Raw genomic sequence first — 18,486 nt, forward strand, 5'->3', positions numbered from 1 at the left:
GGAGGTAAGTTTATGAAAAAAATGCGAATATACGAATATGCAAAAGAAAAAGATGTAGCAAGTAAAGTGATCATTGATCAATTAAAAGAGTCTGGTTTTTCAGTAACAAATCATATGTCTGTTATTGATGAGAAGATGATGGATGTATTGACTAAAGGTAAGTCTGAAACTCCAAAAGAAACAAAAGAACAAAATAATCGCCCTAAGCAAGAGAAAAATGATTCAAAACGAAATCAATCAAAGCCTTCAAACAATAATAAGCCTCAAAAAAATCGTGGCAAACAACAACAAAAGCAAAACTCAAATAAGCGTAGTGGAGGCGGGCATCGACAAGAGCCACCAAAAGCAAAGCCATTACCTGAAAAAGTTACGTACAGTGGGTCGTTAACAGTTGGTGAATTAGCAAAGGAACTACATAAAGAGCCTTCTGAACTGATCAAGAAATTAATGATGCTTGGTGTTATGGCAACAATCAATCAAGAGCTTGACAAAGATACGATCGAACTGATCGCTGGAGACTATGGCGTTGAGGTTGAGGAAGAAATTGTCATCGATGAAATGGATTTCGAAAGTTATGTAGAAGAGGATTCAGAGGAAGACTTACAAGAGAGACCTCCTGTTGTAACAATAATGGGGCACGTTGACCACGGGAAAACAACATTACTTGACTCTATCCGTCATACAAAAGTTACGGAGGGAGAAGCTGGAGGAATCACACAGCATATTGGTGCTTATCAAATTGAGTCAAATGGTAAGAAGGTTACTTTCCTTGATACACCAGGGCATGCTGCGTTTACAACGATGCGTGCACGTGGGGCTCAAGTGACGGATATTACCATCCTTGTTGTGGCCGCTGATGATGGTGTTATGCCACAAACGAAAGAAGCAATTAGCCATGCTAAAGCTGCTGGCGTGCCGATTATCGTAGCTGTAAATAAAATTGATAAAGAAGCTGCAAATCCTGATCGCGTAATGCAGGAATTAACTGAATTTGAGCTAGTTCCTGAAGCTTGGGGTGGAGATACTATTTTTGTTAATGTATCTGCGCTCTCTGGAACGGGTATTGATGAGTTACTTGAGATGATCCTCCTTGTAGCTGAAGTAGAAGAGTTAAAAGCAAATCCGAACAAACTTGCAAGAGGTACAGTAATTGAAGCGGAGTTAGATAAAGGTCGTGGAACCGTTGCTACCCTTCTTGTACAAAGTGGAACACTAAATGTCGGTGATCCAATTGTTGTAGGTTCATCTTTTGGCCGTGTACGTGCGATGGTTAATGACCTTGGTCGTCGTGTTAAACAAGTTGGACCATCAACCCCAGTTGAGATTACTGGTTTAAATGAAGTGCCACTTGCCGGGGATCAGTTCCAAGCGTTTTCTGATGAGAAAAAAGCTCGTCAAATTGGAGAAGCACGTATGTCTCGTCATCGTGAAGAGAACCTTGCTGAAACATCTAAAGTTAGTCTAGATGATCTTTTTAACAAAATCCAACAAGGAGAAGTTAAAGACATTAATATCATTATTAAGGCTGATGTACAGGGATCTGTGGAGGCAATGCGTGGATCTTTAGAAAAGATCGATGTTGAAGGTGTGAAAGTTAATATCATTCATACAGGTGTTGGGGCGATAACGGAATATGATGTAATGCTCGCATCTGCATCTAATGCGATAATTATAGGCTTTAATGTTCGTCCGGATGTTAATGCAAAGCGTACAGCCGAAGCTGAAAAAGTTGATATACGTCTTCATCGTGTTATATACAATGCAATTGACGAGATTGAAGCAGCGATGAAAGGGATGCTAGACCCTGAGTTTGAGGAAAAAGTAATCGGTCAAGTTGAAGTTAGAACAACGTTTAAAGTTTCCAAAGTTGGTACAATTGCAGGAGCGTATGTTACTGAAGGAAAAGTGACAAGAGATTCTACAGTGCGCTTAATTCGTGATGGAATTGTCATCTATGAAGGTTCTATTAATGCTTTAAAACGTTTTAAAGATGATGCAAAAGAAGTTGCTGCTGGATACGAGTGTGGAATTACACTTGAAAACTATAACGACATCAAAGAAGGCGACATAATTGAAGCGTATATTATGGAGGAAATTGAGCGTAAATGATCATTGGGTTAGTGCGACTCGAACTCTTCATTTATGATGCTCAATCGCTCAAAGAAAAACGCTCTGTCTTAAAAAGTATACAAACGAGAATCAAGCAACGATTTAACCTTTCCGTTGCAGAAACGGATCATTATGACGTTTGGCAGCGAGCTGAGTTAACCATGGTTGCTGTCTCAAACGCTCGTACTGTGTGCGAGCGTGAACTGCAGAAGGCACTATCGTTAATTGATAGTGAGCCGGCTGCAGAAAGAACAGTTACGGATTATGAATGGCTCTAATGTAAAGAACAGAGGTGAATGACTATGAGTAATGTTCGTGCACACCGTGTTGGTGAACAAATGAAAAAAGAACTAAGTGATATTATTATGCGTGAAGTTAAGGATCCTCGTGTTAGTTTTGTAACGGTAACCGGAGTTGACGTAACAGGTGATCTGCAGCAGGCAAAAGTATTTATTACAGTTCTTGGAAGTGACGATCAAAAGGAAGCAACCCTTCAAGCGTTATCGAAAGCGAAAGGTTTTATTCGTTCTGAAATTGGAAAGCGAATCCGTCTTCGTAAAACTCCTGATATAGTCTTTGAGTTTGATGAGTCGATTGAATATGGAAATCGCATTGAAACGCTTCTTCAAGATCTTAATAAAAATCAACGATAAAAATTAGGGGATAGAGGAGCAAAAGCTCTTCTATCCTTTTAGACTTTATAAAACATGAACGGTTTGTATTATTAATACACCAAGTTTTCAACTAATCCGGAGGAATCAATGAAATCAAATGGAATCTTAATTTTACATAAGCCTAGAGGTATGACGTCTCATGATTGTGTAATGAAAGTAAGACGCTTGTTTCAAACGAAAAAAGTAGGTCATACGGGCACCCTCGACCCCGATGTTAATGGTGTGCTACCAATATGTATAGGCAAGGCGACTAAAGTGGTTGAATACATGTCTGGATATTCAAAAGTATATGAAGGGGAAGTAACAATAGGTTTCTCGACAACAACTGAAGACAAAAGTGGAGACGTTGTTAAGTCTAAACCAGTATCGAGTAAGTGGACAAAAGAAGAGATTGAAAAAACTCTGGATGCTTTTTTAGGAGAAATTGTTCAAGTTCCCCCTATGTATTCAGCGGTTAAAGTAAACGGTAAGAAGCTCTATGAATATGCACGAGCAGGTAAAGAAGTTCAACGTCCTAAAAGAAATGTTACGATACACTCACTTGAACTTCTCTCTGATATCTCTTATTCCGATGACACAGCAATGTTTCGATTCAGAGTCCATTGTAGTAAAGGGACGTACGTTCGCACATTAGCAGTTGATATTGGTGAGAAACTCGGCTATCCAGCGCATATGTCTGATTTAGTACGGACTTCTTCTGGTCCTTACACATTAGAACAGAGTAAAACGTTTGAGCAACTCGAGGAAGGAAAAGAAAATGGATCGCTATCTTCTGTGCTAATTCCTTTTGATACGGCGCTTAACCATTTACCGAAATGGGTAGTGGATCAGGAAACGGAAGAGAAGATTAAGAATGGATCTGTGTTGCCAATAAAGAAAGGGTTAGAACATTTGCGATTTACCGTTTATAATAAAGAAGGAGAGTGTTTAGCAGTTTATAAGCGCCATCCGACAAAAGAGGGACTCATCAAACCAGAAAAGATGTTTTGGACAAATGAGCCATCTTAACAATTTAGGAGTGAAAAGGGGATTCTTTAATGGATACCATTTATTTAAAACATCCTATTGATGGAGAAACATTAAAACGAGATAAGACAGTAATGGCATTAGGGTATTTTGACGGCGTTCATGTTGGCCACCAATCAGTCATTTTAAAGGCTAAAGAGATTGCGAAAGAGCTTGGGCATACAGCTTCAGTGATGACGTTTGATCCTCATCCAAAAGAAGTGCTACGAAAAACAGAAATGAATTACATAACACCTTTACCCGATAAAATTAAAAAAATTGAAGCCTTGGGTGTGGATACGCTTTATGTAGTTAGTTTCACGTCTGCTTTTGCTAATTTAACCCCACAACAATTCGTTGATGAGTATTTAATTAACTTACATGTTGTACATGCTGTCGCTGGATTTGATTTCACTTACGGGGCACTTGGGAAAGGCACGATGGAAACATTGCCGTTTCATGCACGTAACCTGTTAGATTCTACGATAGTAGAGAAGTATGAAGAGAACAATGAAAAGGTAAGTTCTACTAAAATACGTCATCTTTTGGAGACCGGAAATGTTGAAGAGGCAAGCAATCTATTAGGAGAAGAGTATGCAATAAGAGGAAGAGTTGTTGACGGCGAGAAGAGAGGAAGAACGATAGGATTTCCTACTGCTAACATCGAACCAAAAGAGCGCTATATCATACCAAAGACCGGTGTTTACGCAGTGAGGATCACGATTAATAATGAACAATTTGATGGTGTTTGTAACGTGGGTTATAAACCTACTTTTCACAATAAAAAAGGAACACCGTCTATTGAGGTACATCTCTTTAATTTTGATCAAGATATTTATGGTTTGGAAGTTGAGGTTAGTTGGTATTCTCGTATTAGACCGGAGAAGAAATTTGCAGGTGTTGAAGAATTAATAGAACAAATTTCTCGCGATAAAGAGACTGCAATGACTTTTTTGAATGCAAGAGTCTACTAAATGTCGTGAATACTTGCAATTCCTTAAAAAAGAAGGTATAGTAATCTTTGTACTTTAAGTACAGATCCGTTTCTTGGCAGATCGAGTCACCGACGTCTGCTAGGGGGTAGGAGATTATAGAAAAGGAGGTGGATAGGATGGCTTTAACACAAGAGCGTAAAAATGAATTAATTTCAGAATTCAAAACGCATGATACTGACACTGGTTCTCCAGAAGTTCAGGTTGCTATCCTTACAGAGCAAATCAACACATTAAATGAGCATTTACGTACTCATAAGAAGGATCATCATTCACGTCGTGGTCTTCTTAAAATGGTAGGTCAGCGTCGTAATTTGTTAACATACCTACGTAATAAGGATGTTACTCGTTACCGTAACCTAGTTGATAAGCTTGGTTTACGCCGATAATCTTGATGAAAGCGGGATATTGTCCCGCTTTTTTCTTGATCAAATAAGATTGGAAATTTCACTAAAAATAACCATTCTTATTATTCTTTTAGTTTTAAAAAAATTTGGCAATAATAAATGAAGCTGGATTAATAAATGGTGTACGAGAGGAGTACGCGTAATGGAACAAACGAAACAAGTTTTTAAAATGGAGTGGGCTGGACGCGAATTGACCGTAGAGACTGGGCAGTTAGCCAAGCAAGCAAATGGTGCAGTTCTTGTTAGATATGGCGACACAGCTGTTTTATCTACAGCTACAGCCTCAAAAGAACCAAAGGATCTAAATTTCTTTCCACTTACGGTTAATTATGAGGAGCGTCTTTATGCCGCTGGAAAAATCCCTGGAGGGTTTATTAAACGGGAAGGACGTCCAAGTGAAAGAGCGATTTTAACTAGTCGATTAATTGACCGTCCGATCAGACCACTTTTCCCAGATGGGTTCCGGAATGAAGTTCAAGTTATTAGTATTGTGATGAGTTCTGATCCGAATGCATCATCAGAAATGGCTGCAATGTTAGGTTCTTCACTTGCGCTCAGTGTATCTGATATTCCATTTGACGGTCCGATTGCCGGAGTGACAGTTGGAAGGTTAGACGGGAAATTTGTCATTAACCCAACAACAGAGCAGCTGGAACAGAGTGACATTGACCTTGTGGTAGCAGGCACAAAAGATGCCATTAACATGGTTGAAGCAGGTGCTTCTGAAGTAACGGAAGAAGTTATGTTAGAAGCGATTATGTTTGGTCATGACGAGATCAAGAAGTTAATTACGTTTCAAGAAGAAATAGCTCAAGCAGTTGGAAAAGAAAAGTCCGAAGTTCAATTGAAACTAGTTGATGTTGATCTTGAGCAAGAAGTACGACAATTAGCTGAAGCAGACTTAAAAGAAGCTGTACAAGTGCAAGAAAAGCATGCTCGTGCTGAAGCAATTGACGCTGTCAAAGATAAGGTAGTTGAATCATTCGAAGAGCGCGAGGACATTGATTTATCAGATGTAAAAGAAGTCTTACATAAGATTGTGAAAGAAGAAGTACGTCGATTAATCACTGTTGATAAAATTCGCCCTGATGGAAGAAAAGTAGATGAGATTCGTTCACTCTCTTCACAAGTAGATCTCCTTCCACGTACACATGGTTCCGGACTTTTTACTCGTGGACAAACACAAGCATTAAGCATTTGTACACTTGGTGCATTAGGCGATGTGCAAATTCTTGATGGTCTTGGAATTGAAGAATCAAAACGATTCATGCATCATTATAATTTCCCTCAATTTAGTGTAGGGGAGACTGGCCCTATCCGTGGACCTGGTCGACGTGAAATTGGACATGGTGCCTTAGGTGAACGTGCACTCGAGCCGGTTATTCCAAATGAGAATGATTTTCCATATACGATTCGACTCGTATCCGAAGTATTAGAATCAAATGGATCTACTTCCCAAGCAAGTATTTGTGCTAGTACACTAGCGATGATGGATGCCGGTGTACCGATTAAGGCACCTGTAGCAGGTATTGCAATGGGGCTTGTTAAACAAGATGAACATGTCTCGGTCCTTACCGATATTCAAGGGATGGAAGATGCTTTAGGAGATATGGACTTTAAAGTAGCAGGTACTCGTGAAGGAATTACAGCGTTACAGATGGATATTAAGATTTCTGGGATTAATCGCGAAATTTTAGAAGAAGCGTTGAATCAAGCTAAAAGAGGCCGTATGGTCATTTTAGATAACATGCTATCTGCAATTGGTGAATACCGTACTGAGCTTTCAACTTACGCTCCTAAAATTATGACTATGAAAATAAACCCAGATAAAATTAGGGACGTAATAGGACCAAGTGGAAAAATGATCAACAAAATTATCGAGGAAACGGGTGTTAAAATTGATATTGAGCAAGATGGAACAGTCTATATTTCATCTGTCGAAATGTCAATGAATGAAAAGGCACGTTCAATTATAGAAGATATTGTTCGTGAAGTAGAAGTTGGACAAACGTATCTCGGTAAAGTGAAACGCATTGAGAAATTTGGAGCTTTTGTTGAACTGTTCAAAGGGAAAGACGGATTGGTTCACATTTCTCAATTAGCTGAAGAACGTATTGAAAAAGTTGAAGATGTCGTTAAGCTTGGTGATGAAATTCTTGTTCGTGTTACAGAGATCGATAATCAAGGTAGAGTTAACCTTTCGAGAAAAGTCATCTTAAAAGAAGAAAAAGAACGAAAGCAGCAAGCACAGAAGTAAAATATGGAGACTGGGGAGAAAGCCTAGTCTCCTTTTGCGTTCTAACCTGTCCTGCTCTAGCATACACTCGGACTAGAGGAGGGTATGGTGATGAAGAAGAAAAAGGTGATTCATATATGTGTATTTTGTTTCATTGTCATCCTATCATTTGGGGCTGTTCAAAATCCTTTTTCATTAAATTATATTTCTGAGTTGAAAAAAGAAAGCCAAACAGTGTTAAAAGAGCAAAACCCTTTATATGAGGAAATTGTCGCGCGAGCCGAATCCTACTCTGAACCTGCTATTGATGCAAGGGTTGATAAAGTATGGAAAGCGATTCCTGGTTATAATGGGATCGAGCTTGATGTTAAAGCTTCCTATGATAAGATGAAAAAGGAAGGTGAGTTTGATGAGAACAGGATTGTTTTTAAACAAACCAGTCCTAATGTACATCTTGATGACTTACCACCGACACCAATTTATAAAGGGAATGAAAATAAACCAGTCGTGACCTTTTTAGTCAATGTTGCTTGGGGAAATGAATACTTACCTGAAATGCTCAAAACATTAAAAAAACATGAACTACATACAACTTTCTTTTTAGATGGTTCATGGGTGAAAAACAATCCTAATCTTGCTATGATGCTCGTAGAAGAAGGACATGAAATTGGAAATCATGCCTATTCACATCCTGATATGAGTAAATTATCGGTTGGACGAATAGACGAAGAACTACAAAAAACAAATTCGGTCATAGAAGCGACGATTGATGTTACACCAGAGTGGTTTGCGCCTCCAAGTGGAAGCTACAATCAAACGGTTGTAGAACAAGCAAGCAAACATGGGATGAAAACGGTTTTATGGTCTGTTGATACAATAGATTGGAGAAAGCCACATCCAAATGAAATGGTTAATCGTGTACTTTCGAAAGTTCATAATGGAGCAATGGTCTTAATGCATCCAACAGAACCGACAGCAGAAGGGTTAGAAGATCTAATTGTTGGTATACAAGAAAAAGGCTACCGAATCGGCACGGTTTCGGATGTTTTATCGGAAGAGCGCGTTACGTTAGGTGTAACCCAATGACCATAAGGAGGATTATTAGTGGTAAAAAGAATAGAGTTAGATAACGGCGTTCGAATTTTAGCTGAAAATATTTCATCAGTACGTTCTGTTTCTATCGGTGTGTGGATTGGAACGGGATCGAGATTCGAAACGAAAGAAGAAAATGGGATTTCTCACTTTTTAGAGCATATGTTCTTTAAGGGTACGAAAACGAGAACAGCTTCTGAAATAGCTGAATCATTTGATCGAATTGGTGGTCAAGTGAATGCATTTACATCAAAGGAATATACTTGTTATTATGCAAAAGTATTAGATGACCATGCACAGTACGCTATTGATGTTTTAGGAGATATGTTTTTTAACTCAGTCTTTGATGAAGAAGAACTAAAAAAGGAAAAGAATGTTGTGTTTGAAGAAATAAAAATGGTAGATGATACTCCTGACGATATTGTCCACGATTTATTAAGTGAGGCAAGTTACGGAAGTCACGCACTAGGATATCCAATTCTCGGTTCCGTAAAAACGCTAGAAACGTTTAATGGAGATTCATTAAGAGAATATATGTCCCGGTTCTATACAGGAGATCATGTTGTTATTTCGATTGCCGGTAATATAACTGACGAGGTGATTGAACAACTAAAGGAAATGTTTTCGAAAGTGAGTCCAACAACATACAAACATAAGAACGAGGGGCCAACGTTTTTATCTAATTCGATCGTTCGTAAAAAGGAAACTGAGCAAGCGCATCTTTGTCTAGGGTTTCCTGGGCTTGCAATAGGAGAAAAAGATGTGTATGCACTTGTCCTACTTAATAATTTATTAGGTGGAAGTATGAGTAGCAGATTATTCCAAGAGATCCGTGAAAAAAGAGGGCTTTGTTATTCAGTCTTTTCGTATCATTCTTCTTATCAAGATAGTGGAATGTTAACGATTTATGCTGCTACAGCACATAATCAACTAGATGATATGTCAAAAGCTCTACAAGAAACAGCTTTCACTCTAGCTGATAAAGGTATGTCAGAAAAAGAGCTTGAAAATGGCAAGGAGCAATTAAAGGGAAGCTTAATGTTAAGCTTAGAAAGTACCAATAGTCGCATGAGTCGTAATGGAAAGAATGAACTGTTGTTAAAGAAGCATCGTACTCTTGATGATATTGTTGATGAAATTGATAATGTATCGATTACGCAGGTGAATCAGTTAGCTGCTTCGATATTAAAAGAAAAACCTTCAATCTCTTTAATTAATACATCTGGCGAACTTCCGGCTTCATTCGTTTAATAGAAGCTATTGATAAAGGTGTAAAGCGACCTTTATTTGCGAAGAAGAGGCAATGGCTCCACACGTTGCGCGCCAACTATGAAAAGCCCACTCATAGTTGGCTTAACACCATGGGCAACGGTTGCGCTCATTGCATAGAAGCTATTGATAAAGGTAAAAAGCGACCTTTATCAATAGCTTCTTTTTTAAACAAGCTGGTCTTTTTTTGTGTGACTCTTCATACGTTACTAATAATGAGAGACGAGGGGGTAATCTGATGAGGCTTAGTGAAATTAACAACAAAGAGATTATCGATTATCAAAAAGGAGAGAGATTAGGAATTTTAGGTCAGACGGATTTATTAATAAATGAGGACACCGGTGAGATTGAAGCTTTTATTATTCCGACAATGAAGTGGTTTGTTTTTGGAAAAAAGGATCGGGAGGTAACTGTTTATTGGGAGCAAGTGAAGAAGATAGGTGAAGATATGATTATTATCAACTTAGGTCAGCATGAGTAAATAGTAAAGAAAGGCTGTTTAGAAGAACTTCTAACAGCCTTTTTTTAGTATCAATATGACCCAATTACTTATTTTTAAAAAGGATACGCTAGAATGGTATTCACCTATTTTCTATAAAGTACATATGCTATGGTGAATCGTTGCTGTTCATCCTTTGCTAGACAGGAAGAGGGATTGTTGGTGTCGCTTGTGCAATAGAGTTTTATTAGATTCGCGTAGTTTTCTCTTTCTAAAGCGACCTGCGATGGTAATTAAGATTCGCATGAATGAAAGGAGAACAAAAGCAGATGTTAACAGACAAACATGTAGTCATTATTGGAGGAGATGCACGCCAGCTTGAAATAATCAAAAAACTATCGACCCTTGATAGTAAAATTTCGTTGGTTGGATTTGATCAGTTAAATGACGGGTTTATCGGCGCATCGAAACATACGTTAAATGAAATTGACTGGTCAACAGTTGATGCAATATTACTCCCGGTTAATGGTATGAGTTCTGACGGGAAAATTGATACTGTTTTTTCCAGCGAGACGTTAGAACTAACGGTAGACCAGTTGAAACAAACACCAGAGCATTGTGTGATTTATTCAGGGATAACTAACGACTATTTAAACAAATGTCTCGAGGAATCCAAGCGTTCATTAGTAAAGTTAATGGATCGTGATGATGTAGCGATCTATAATTCGATTCCTACAGCAGAGGGTACTGTAATGATGGCTATTCAACATACGGACATAACGATTCACCGGGCCAAGGTAGCTATACTTGGGCTAGGAAGAATTGGAATGTCTTTAGCTAGAACATTTAGTGCTCTTGGAGCAGATGTCAAAGTAGGCGCTAATCAGTCGCATCAATTAGCAAGAATTACAGAAATGGGATTAACTCCATTTCATACAGATCATTTGAAGGAAGAATTGAAAAACGTTGATATCTGCATTAACACGATACCAGCTCTAATCATAACAGCAAATGTTTTAGCTGAAATGCCACTGCACACTCTTATTATTGATTTAGCCTCGAAACCTGGTGGGACGGATTTTCGTTACGCTGAAAAACGAGGGATGAAGGCTCTATTAGCTCCAGGCTTACCTGGTATTGTAGCCCCGAAAACAGCTGGTCAAATATTGGCTGACGTCCTTGCCGTGTTGTTACAAGAAGAAGGAAAAAAATAGGAGGGGATATTATGTCACTAAAGGGGAAGCATATAGGTTTTGGTATTTCGGCGTCTCACTGTACGTATGAGGAGGTAATGCCACAAATAGAAAAACTGGTTGAACTTGGCGCAAAAGTAACTCCATTTGTTTCTGGTAACGTGAAATCAACTGATACTAAGTTTGGAACTAGTGCGTATTGGTTAAAAAGAATTGAAGATATCACAAATGAACCAATTGTTGATTCGATTGTTAAAGCAGAACCCTTTGGACCCAAAACACCGTTAGATTGTATGATTATCGCTCCGATAACAGGAAATTCTACTAGTAAATTAGCAAACGCAATGACTGACACACCGGTTCTCATGGGGGCTAAAGCAACTTTGCGTAGTGGAAATCCAGTTGTTCTTGGAATTTCTACTAATGATGCATTAGGGCTTAATGGTGTGAACATAATGAGATTAATGGCTACAAAAAATATTTATTTCATACCTTTTGGTCAAGATGATCCGACCAATAAACCGAACTCGTTAGTAGCTAGAATGGAAGCATTAGTGGATACGGTTGAGTCTGCCATAGCTGGGAAGCAATATCAGCCTGTACTAGTTGAAAAATTCAGAGATTAGACGATACAAGCGGTTGCACAAATGAAATATTTCCCTTACAGTTTAATAGAGAAATGAAACAGATACAAACTAAGCAGGATATGCTATAATCATTCCATCTTAGTGAAACTCTATTAATTTGCAAGTAGATGAGGGGAGAATAACAAATGTCAAATTATCATGTAGCTGTAGTCGGAGCAACAGGAGCAGTTGGTCAACAAATGCTTAAAACACTAGAAGAGAGAGACTTTCCGATTGCCAGTTTGAAACTTTTATCTTCAAAACGTTCTGCAGGTAAAGTCCTAACTTTTAAAGGAAAAGAATATACAGTTGAAGAAGCAACGCCTGATTCATTTGAAGGAGTTCAAATAGCTTTATTTTCAGCTGGTGGATCTGTTTCAAAGGCTTTGGCACCTGAAGCAGTGAAACGTGGAGCAATTGTTGTTGATAATACTAGTGCATATAGAATGGACCCAACTGTACCACTTGTTGTACCGGAAGTAAATGAAGCTGCACTACGAAATCATAACGGGATTATTGCGAACCCGAATTGTTCAACAATTCAAATGGTTGTGGCGCTTGAGCCAGTTCGTGAAAAGTATGGATTGAAAAAAGTTATTGTCTCAACTTATCAGGCCGTTTCAGGAGCAGGACTTGATGCAATTGATGAGATGAAGCAACAAACAAAAGACATTCTTGAAGGAAAAGATTTCACACCTGAAATTTTACCAGTAGGTGGAGACAAAAAGCATTATCAAATCGCATTTAATGCAATTCCTCAAATTGACCTGTTCCAAGAAAATGGATATACGTTTGAGGAAATGAAAATGATTAACGAAACAAAGAAAATTATGGAAATGACAGAGCTTGAGGTAGCGGCTACTTGTGTTCGTCTTCCAATTGAAACAGGTCATTCAGAATCTGTCTACGTTGAAACAGAAAAGAGTGGAGCGACTGTTGCAGAGTTAAAAGATCTATTATCTTCTGCAGCTGGAGTGACATTGCAAGATGACCCAGCTAACCAAATTTATCCACTTGCTTCAGAGTGTGTTGGAAAGAACGATGTTTTTGTCGGACGTATTCGTAAGGATCTTGATCGCGATAATGGTTATCACATGTGGATTGTTTCGGATAACTTACTGAAAGGTGCAGCTTGGAATTCAGTACAAATAGCTGAAAGTTTAGTAAAATTAGACCTTTTATCGTAGTTAAAGTAGGTGTTATATGAAAATCATTGTTCAAAAGTTTGGTGGTACATCAGTACGAGATAATAGAAGCAGAACAATGGCAGCAAACCATGTCAAAAAAGCTGTTTTAGATGGCTATAAAGTTATCGTAGTTGTATCAGCGATGGGGCGTGAGGGAGAACCTTACGCTACTGATACATTACTCGGTTTGGTTAATCAAAATGATTTACCAAAACGAGAACAAGATCTACTTGTTTCTTGTGGAGAAGTTATTTCGTCTGTTGTTTTTTCAGATCTATTGCAGAAAATGGGTCTCACTACGAGTGCGATGACGGGTGCGCAAGCGGGCTTTAGAACGAATGACGACTTTGCAAATGCTAAAATCATTGATATGCAATGTGATCATTTAAAACAGCAATTGAATAACTTTGACGTTATTGTAGTTGCCGGGTTCCAAGGCCAAACTTTTACAGGGGAGACGACCACGCTTGGAAGAGGTGGTAGTGACACTTCTGCAACGGCTTTAGGTGCAGCTCTTCAAGCTGAATGGGTTGATATTTTTACAGATGTAGAAGGTGTTATGACAGCTGATCCACGTATTGTTAAAGATGCTCGTGCCCTTGATGCTATGTCGTATGAAGAGATTTGCAATATGGCTTATCAAGGTGCGAAAGTGATTCATCCAAGAGCTGTTGAAGTTGCGATGCAAGCCAACATCCCAATTCGAGTACGATCAACGTATTCCAATGGAGAAGGAACTCTTGTGACTGCAAGGGTTGTTAAACCAACAACAGAGGTGAAAGATAGGCTAATTACGGGAATTGCTAATTTAGCGAATGTTGCACAAATTAAAGTCTTCGCAAAAGAAGAAGAATATGATCTGCAAGAGAAAGTGTTTAAAGCGATGGCTCAAGCAGACATCAGTGTTGACTTTATTAATATTAATTTAAGTGGTGTTTGTTACACAGTAATGGAGGATGTCGCTGACAAAGCAATTGACGTTTTACAACAACTAGGTTATGAACCAGAAGTGATGCGAAATTGCGCAAAAGTGTCAGCGGTAGGGGCAGGAATGAGTGGTGTTCCTGGAGTTACTGCAAAGATCGTTAGCGCATTGTCACAGCAAAATATTAAAATACTTCAATCTGCAGACTCTCATACAACGATTTGGGTATTAGTCCGAGAAAAAGATATGGTAAAAGCAGTAAACGCACTCCATCAGATGTTTCAACTTAAAACGGTAGGAAATCAGCAAGAAGAAACTTCTTAGAAATATCTTACAAGGAGCTGAAGGTTATGTTCTTTGGCCATATCGTCACGGCGATGGTGACACCTTTTACTCAAGAAGGTTTAATTGACTTTGATAAAACAAAGGAATTAATTGATTACCTTATCGCCCATGGTACGGACGCTATTGTTGTAGCAGGGACAACAGGAGAGTCGCCAACGCTAACTACAAATGAAAAAATCGAACTTTTTGAAGTTTGTGTCGACTATGTTGATAAAAGGATTCCTGTTATAGCAGGAACAGGAAGCAACAATACGCAAGCATCAATTGAGTTAACAAAAAAGGCGACTAATATTGGTGTTGATGCGATTATGCTAGTTTCACCGTATTATAATAAGCCTTCACAAGAAGGAATGTATGAGCATTTCAAAAAAATTGCGGAGTCAACTAAACTTCCTATTATGCTCTATAATGTTCCTGGAAGAACCGGAGTGACCATTGAGGCTGAAACAACTATCGCCCTATCAAAAATTTCTAACATTGTTTCCATTAAAGAGGCTAGTGGAGATTTAGAACAAATGGCTTCGATCATTTCGAATACTGATGAAAACTTCTCGCTCTATACTGGAGATGATGCAAACACATTACCAGCATTTTCGATAGGTGCAAATGGAGTTGTTTCAGTAGCAGCACATGTGATCGGGGATGAAATGAAAAAGATGATAGATTGTTATCAAAAGGGGAACGTGGTGGAGTCAGCTGAAATTCACCGTTCGTTGTTACCAATTATGAAATCTATGTTTTTAGCCCCTAATCCTACTTGTGTGAAATATGCACTCTCGCAAAAAGGTCTGAATGTGGGTGATGTCAGACTGCCTCTTATTCCTTTAAATAATCATCAACAATCAGCAGTAAAAAAAGCATTAGAGAAAGGCTAATCCATTATTAGGGGTTAGCCTTTTTACTTGTCTTTTTGTATTTCCACTTTCTTTATCAAATGTGTACTCTTTCCATCTGAGGAAGTTCAGTCTTGTTTTTCATTTCCTGAATAAGGTATACTATAAATAATTGATTTGTTCGGGTTGGATTAGATCGTAAGTGACGATCATCTGTTTATTTTTTTAGCGTAATTATCATCTAAGCCAAGGATGAGTGAGCGGTAATACAATAATGTAAACAAAGTCGATTGGAGAGTTTAAATAGTAGGAGGAACGTCCATTGTCAAAAGAAAATAATGAAAAAGTACGTGTATTTGCCTTAGGTGGAGTCGGTGAAGTCGGTAAAAACATGTATGTAGTTGAAGTTGGAGAAGACATCCTAGTTGTTGATGCTGGTTTAATGTTTCCAGATGATGATATGTTAGGAGTCGATATTGTTATACCAGATGTATCTTACCTTGTTGAAAACGCTGAGCGTGTACAAGGAATTTTGTTAACCCATGGTCATGAAGATCATATTGGGGGATTATCTTACGTCTTAAAGAAAATTAATGTTCCTGTTTATGGAACAAAGCTAACCCTTGGCCTAGTTGAAGAAAAGTTGAAAGAAGCAGGAATCTACCGTCATACTACATTGAAATTAATTGATGCCAATTCTCGTCTAACCATTGGATCTACACCAGTGTCGTTTTTCCGTACAAATCATAGTATCCCAGATTCAGTTGGAATTTGTTTTGAAACTCCTCAAGGAGGCGTTGTTCATACGGGAGATTTTAAATTTGATCAAACACCTGTAGATGGTAAGCAAGCTGATTATGGCAAAATGGCGGCAATTGGGGAGCGGGGAGTTCTTTGTCTACTTTCTGATAGTACGAATGCTGAAAGACCTGGTACAACAAAGTCTGAAACGGAAGTTGGTCTAGGGATAGCAGAAGTATTTGAAAAGACAGAAGGACGTATAATTGTTACTACATTTGCTTCTAATGTTCACCGTATCCAACAAGTCATTCAAGCGTCAATAAGAGCTAATAGAAAACTTGCTGTTGTTGGAAAAAGTATGATACGAGTGATTACGATTGCAAAAAAGTTAGGTTATATTGAGGCACCGAAGGACCTGTTTATTGAAATGGATGAGATAGGAAAGTATCGCACTGAGCAACTTGCAATTCTTACAACAGGTAGTCAAGGAGAACCGATGTCGGCTCTTACACGAATGGCAAAAGGTGCACATCGTCAAATAACAATTACAGCTGAGGACACTGTTATTATCGCAGCGTCAGCTATACCAGGAAATGAAAAATCAGTTTCGGCTATTATCGATAAATTACATCGCATTGGTGCTGATGTGGAATATGGCCAACAAAAGGTTCACGCTTCAGGCCATGGAAGCCAAGAAGAATTAAAGCTTATGTTAAACATTATGAAGCCTAAGTATTTTGTACCAATACATGGTGAATTTCGAATGCAGCATGCCCATCGAGAGTTAGCTTTGAGAACAGGAATAAACGCTGAAAATATCTTCCTTGTAGACAGAGGAGATGTAGTTGAGTTTTCTAATGGACAAGCAAGAAAAACAGGTAAAGTGCCGTCTGGAAATGTATTAATTGATGGTCTTGGAGTTGGAGATGTTGGAAACATTGTCTTAAGAGATCGTCGTCTTCTTTCTAAGGATGGGATTCTTGTCGTGGTTGTCACACTTAACAAAAAAACGGGTGAATTCGTTTCTGGACCTAATATTATCTCTCGTGGGTTCGTCTATGTACGTGAATCCGAAAAATTACTTGATGATGCGAATGAATTAGTTGCGTCTATCCTGAAAAAATGTGTTAGCGAAAATGTTAATGAATGGTCTTCTCTTAAGAGCAATGTTAGGGAAGGACTAAGCCGTTTCCTGTTTGAAAAAACAAAAAGACGACCAATGATCTTGCCGATTATCATGGAAGTATAATCTATAGAGGACTAAGCCATATGGTTTAGTCCTTTTTAATTTAGTAAAAAAAAAGTGTTTCTTGGATGATAATCATCTAACGGGTTCATACTATTCCTAGTAATAAAAAAGGAGGACGTTGTTAATGACGATGGAAAACCCAAACCTTGAGCAACAACCACAAGCTCCTGCACAACCTAAAGATCAAAAAGGTTCAGGTATTATTGATAAAATTCAAGAACTTGGACAAACGAACGTACCCGATATGGGGCAATCAAATATTCATTGTATGACAATTGTTGGTCAAATTGAAGGACATATGCAGCTTCCCCCACAAAATAAAACGACTAAATATGAACATATTATTCCACAATTAGTAGCCATTGAACAAAACCCGAAAATTGAAGGGTTATTATTAATTTTAAATACAGTTGGTGGCGACGTTGAAGCTGGTCTTGCGATCTCAGAGATGATTGCCTCGATGTCTAAACCATCTGTTACGCTTGTTTTAGGGGGGGGGCATTCTATTGGGGTCCCGATTGCCGTAGCGGCAAACCATTCATTTATTGCAGAAACTGCAACGATGACGATACATCCAGTACGTTTAACTGGCTTAGTCATTGGAGTACCTCAAACGTTTGAGTATCTTGATAAAATGCAAGAGCGAGTTATTAGTTTTGTTACAAAAAATTCATCAGTCCCTGAAGAGAAATTTAAAGAGTTAATGTTTTCAAAAGGTAATTTAACAAGGGATATTGGTACGAATGTAGTCGGAACAGATGCTGTTGAATATGGGCTGATTAATGAAGTAGGTGGAGTTGGACCAGCTCTAAAAAAACTAAATGAGTTAATTGATCAAAACAAACCTACGCCACAAGGAGACGTTGTTCAATGATCCTTTATACGATGATGCCACATGAATATATCTTTCCAGAGGATGATCAAAACTACACGCAACAGCAAGTGATTTCATGTGAAGCAGGTCATTTAGTTGTCGAACAAATTAACCATAGTCAGTATCGGGTTGTTCGCTTAATCAGTGGAAATGTGATGAATTATCTCGATGATAAATATGCACCGGGAGCTATTATTCAAGCAAAACCTCAACTTTAGTTATGTAGAGAGCCATTGTAGTATGCTATAATTAATTTCATCCAAGCATGGTCGAAGCAGCCAATTTTGGCT

General features: G+C 38.4%; 18 protein-coding genes. All 18 read left to right on the forward strand.

Going from position 1 to position 18,486, the window contains the following annotated elements; all coding sequences use genetic code 11:
• Positions 1–12 precede the first annotated feature (12 nt).
• The 18 genes from infB to AC1FXZ_RS04215 all read left to right on the forward strand — a co-directional run bounded on the left by infB (position 13) and on the right by AC1FXZ_RS04215 (position 18,414).
• Positions 13–2,109 carry a translation initiation factor IF-2 gene (infB, locus tag AC1FXZ_RS04130; protein ID WP_480051276.1) on the forward strand — a complete coding sequence of 699 codons (2,097 nt, stop codon included), beginning with the start codon at positions 13–15 and terminating at the stop codon, positions 2,107–2,109.
• Positions 2,106–2,387 carry a DUF503 domain-containing protein gene (locus AC1FXZ_RS04135; protein WP_480051277.1) on the forward strand — a complete coding sequence of 94 codons (282 nt, stop codon included), beginning with the start codon at positions 2,106–2,108 and terminating at the stop codon, positions 2,385–2,387. Before infB ends, AC1FXZ_RS04135 begins: the two co-directional genes overlap by 4 nt.
• A gap of 24 nt (positions 2,388–2,411) precedes the next feature.
• Positions 2,412–2,762, forward strand: a complete 351-nt coding sequence (gene rbfA / locus AC1FXZ_RS04140) for a 30S ribosome-binding factor RbfA (protein WP_480051279.1) — start codon at positions 2,412–2,414, stop codon at positions 2,760–2,762.
• Positions 2,763–2,870: 108 nt separating this feature from the next.
• On the forward strand, positions 2,871–3,791 hold the full coding sequence (gene truB / locus AC1FXZ_RS04145; protein WP_480051280.1) for a tRNA pseudouridine(55) synthase TruB: 921 nt from the start codon (positions 2,871–2,873) through the stop codon (positions 3,789–3,791).
• A gap of 29 nt (positions 3,792–3,820) precedes the next feature.
• On the forward strand, positions 3,821–4,762 hold the full coding sequence (gene ribF / locus AC1FXZ_RS04150) for a bifunctional riboflavin kinase/FAD synthetase (RefSeq protein ID WP_480051282.1): 942 nt from the start codon (positions 3,821–3,823) through the stop codon (positions 4,760–4,762).
• Positions 4,763–4,899: 137 nt separating this feature from the next.
• Positions 4,900–5,169, forward strand: coding sequence for a 30S ribosomal protein S15 (rpsO, locus tag AC1FXZ_RS04155; protein WP_034629550.1), 270 nt, complete (start codon positions 4,900–4,902; stop codon positions 5,167–5,169).
• Between the two features lie 160 nt (positions 5,170–5,329).
• Positions 5,330–7,444, forward strand: coding sequence for a polyribonucleotide nucleotidyltransferase (gene pnp, locus AC1FXZ_RS04160; RefSeq protein ID WP_480051284.1), 2,115 nt, complete (start codon positions 5,330–5,332; stop codon positions 7,442–7,444).
• 90 nt (positions 7,445–7,534) lie between these two features.
• On the forward strand, positions 7,535–8,509 hold the full coding sequence (locus tag AC1FXZ_RS04165; RefSeq protein ID WP_480051285.1) for a polysaccharide deacetylase family protein: 975 nt from the start codon (positions 7,535–7,537) through the stop codon (positions 8,507–8,509).
• A gap of 18 nt (positions 8,510–8,527) precedes the next feature.
• Positions 8,528–9,766 carry a M16 family metallopeptidase gene (locus tag AC1FXZ_RS04170; RefSeq protein WP_480051287.1) on the forward strand — a complete coding sequence of 413 codons (1,239 nt, stop codon included), beginning with the start codon at positions 8,528–8,530 and terminating at the stop codon, positions 9,764–9,766.
• A 256-nt stretch (positions 9,767–10,022) separates the two neighbouring features.
• Complete coding sequence (locus tag AC1FXZ_RS04175) at positions 10,023–10,265, forward strand: YlmC/YmxH family sporulation protein (RefSeq protein WP_480051289.1); 243 nt, start codon at positions 10,023–10,025, stop codon at positions 10,263–10,265.
• Between the two features lie 287 nt (positions 10,266–10,552).
• Positions 10,553–11,437: a dipicolinic acid synthetase subunit A gene (gene dpaA / locus AC1FXZ_RS04180; RefSeq protein ID WP_480051291.1), complete on the forward strand. Its 885-nt coding sequence runs from the start codon at positions 10,553–10,555 to the stop codon at positions 11,435–11,437.
• Between the two features lie 11 nt (positions 11,438–11,448).
• The gene (locus AC1FXZ_RS04185; RefSeq protein ID WP_480051293.1) at positions 11,449–12,042 is read left to right on the forward strand and encodes a dipicolinate synthase subunit B; all 594 of its coding nucleotides are present in this window, start codon (positions 11,449–11,451) and stop codon (positions 12,040–12,042) included.
• 146 nt (positions 12,043–12,188) lie between these two features.
• Positions 12,189–13,229, forward strand: coding sequence for an aspartate-semialdehyde dehydrogenase (asd, locus tag AC1FXZ_RS04190; RefSeq protein ID WP_480051295.1), 1,041 nt, complete (start codon positions 12,189–12,191; stop codon positions 13,227–13,229).
• 16 nt (positions 13,230–13,245) lie between these two features.
• A complete protein-coding gene (gene dapG, locus AC1FXZ_RS04195; RefSeq protein ID WP_480051297.1) occupies positions 13,246–14,478 on the forward strand; it encodes an aspartate kinase in 1,233 nt (410 codons plus the stop codon).
• A gap of 26 nt (positions 14,479–14,504) precedes the next feature.
• Positions 14,505–15,374: a 4-hydroxy-tetrahydrodipicolinate synthase gene (gene dapA / locus AC1FXZ_RS04200; protein WP_480051299.1), complete on the forward strand. Its 870-nt coding sequence runs from the start codon at positions 14,505–14,507 to the stop codon at positions 15,372–15,374.
• A gap of 280 nt (positions 15,375–15,654) precedes the next feature.
• On the forward strand, positions 15,655–17,322 hold the full coding sequence (locus AC1FXZ_RS04205) for a ribonuclease J (RefSeq protein ID WP_480051301.1): 1,668 nt from the start codon (positions 15,655–15,657) through the stop codon (positions 17,320–17,322).
• Between the two features lie 130 nt (positions 17,323–17,452).
• Positions 17,453–18,196, forward strand: a complete 744-nt coding sequence (locus AC1FXZ_RS04210; RefSeq protein WP_480051523.1) for a ClpP family protease — start codon at positions 17,453–17,455, stop codon at positions 18,194–18,196.
• On the forward strand, positions 18,193–18,414 hold the full coding sequence (locus tag AC1FXZ_RS04215) for a YlzJ-like family protein (RefSeq protein WP_480051302.1): 222 nt from the start codon (positions 18,193–18,195) through the stop codon (positions 18,412–18,414). Before AC1FXZ_RS04210 ends, AC1FXZ_RS04215 begins: the two co-directional genes overlap by 4 nt.
• Positions 18,415–18,486: the final 72 nt, after the last annotated feature.

The sequence above is a fragment of the Halalkalibacter sp. HAAS-P014 genome (assembly GCF_056619965.1).

Bases quoted from the DNA above. Each gene is read 5' to 3' on its own strand.
- infB (WP_480051276.1), top strand. From the start codon at position 13: ATGAAAAAAATGCGAATATACGAATATGCAAAAGAAAAAGATGTAGCA.
- AC1FXZ_RS04135 (WP_480051277.1), top strand. From the start codon at position 2,106: ATGATCATTGGGTTAGTGCGACTCGAACTCTTCATTTATGATGCTCAA.
- rbfA (WP_480051279.1), top strand. From the start codon at position 2,412: ATGAGTAATGTTCGTGCACACCGTGTTGGTGAACAAATGAAAAAAGAA.
- truB (WP_480051280.1), top strand. From the start codon at position 2,871: ATGAAATCAAATGGAATCTTAATTTTACATAAGCCTAGAGGTATGACG.
- ribF (WP_480051282.1), top strand. From the start codon at position 3,821: ATGGATACCATTTATTTAAAACATCCTATTGATGGAGAAACATTAAAA.
- rpsO (WP_034629550.1), top strand. From the start codon at position 4,900: ATGGCTTTAACACAAGAGCGTAAAAATGAATTAATTTCAGAATTCAAA.
- pnp (WP_480051284.1), top strand. From the start codon at position 5,330: ATGGAACAAACGAAACAAGTTTTTAAAATGGAGTGGGCTGGACGCGAA.
- AC1FXZ_RS04165 (WP_480051285.1), top strand. From the start codon at position 7,535: ATGAAGAAGAAAAAGGTGATTCATATATGTGTATTTTGTTTCATTGTC.
- AC1FXZ_RS04175 (WP_480051289.1), top strand. From the start codon at position 10,023: ATGAGGCTTAGTGAAATTAACAACAAAGAGATTATCGATTATCAAAAA.
- dpaA (WP_480051291.1), top strand. From the start codon at position 10,553: ATGTTAACAGACAAACATGTAGTCATTATTGGAGGAGATGCACGCCAG.
- AC1FXZ_RS04185 (WP_480051293.1), top strand. From the start codon at position 11,449: ATGTCACTAAAGGGGAAGCATATAGGTTTTGGTATTTCGGCGTCTCAC.
- asd (WP_480051295.1), top strand. From the start codon at position 12,189: ATGTCAAATTATCATGTAGCTGTAGTCGGAGCAACAGGAGCAGTTGGT.
- dapG (WP_480051297.1), top strand. From the start codon at position 13,246: ATGAAAATCATTGTTCAAAAGTTTGGTGGTACATCAGTACGAGATAAT.
- dapA (WP_480051299.1), top strand. From the start codon at position 14,505: ATGTTCTTTGGCCATATCGTCACGGCGATGGTGACACCTTTTACTCAA.
- AC1FXZ_RS04210 (WP_480051523.1), top strand. From the start codon at position 17,453: ATGGAAAACCCAAACCTTGAGCAACAACCACAAGCTCCTGCACAACCT.
- AC1FXZ_RS04215 (WP_480051302.1), top strand. From the start codon at position 18,193: ATGATCCTTTATACGATGATGCCACATGAATATATCTTTCCAGAGGAT.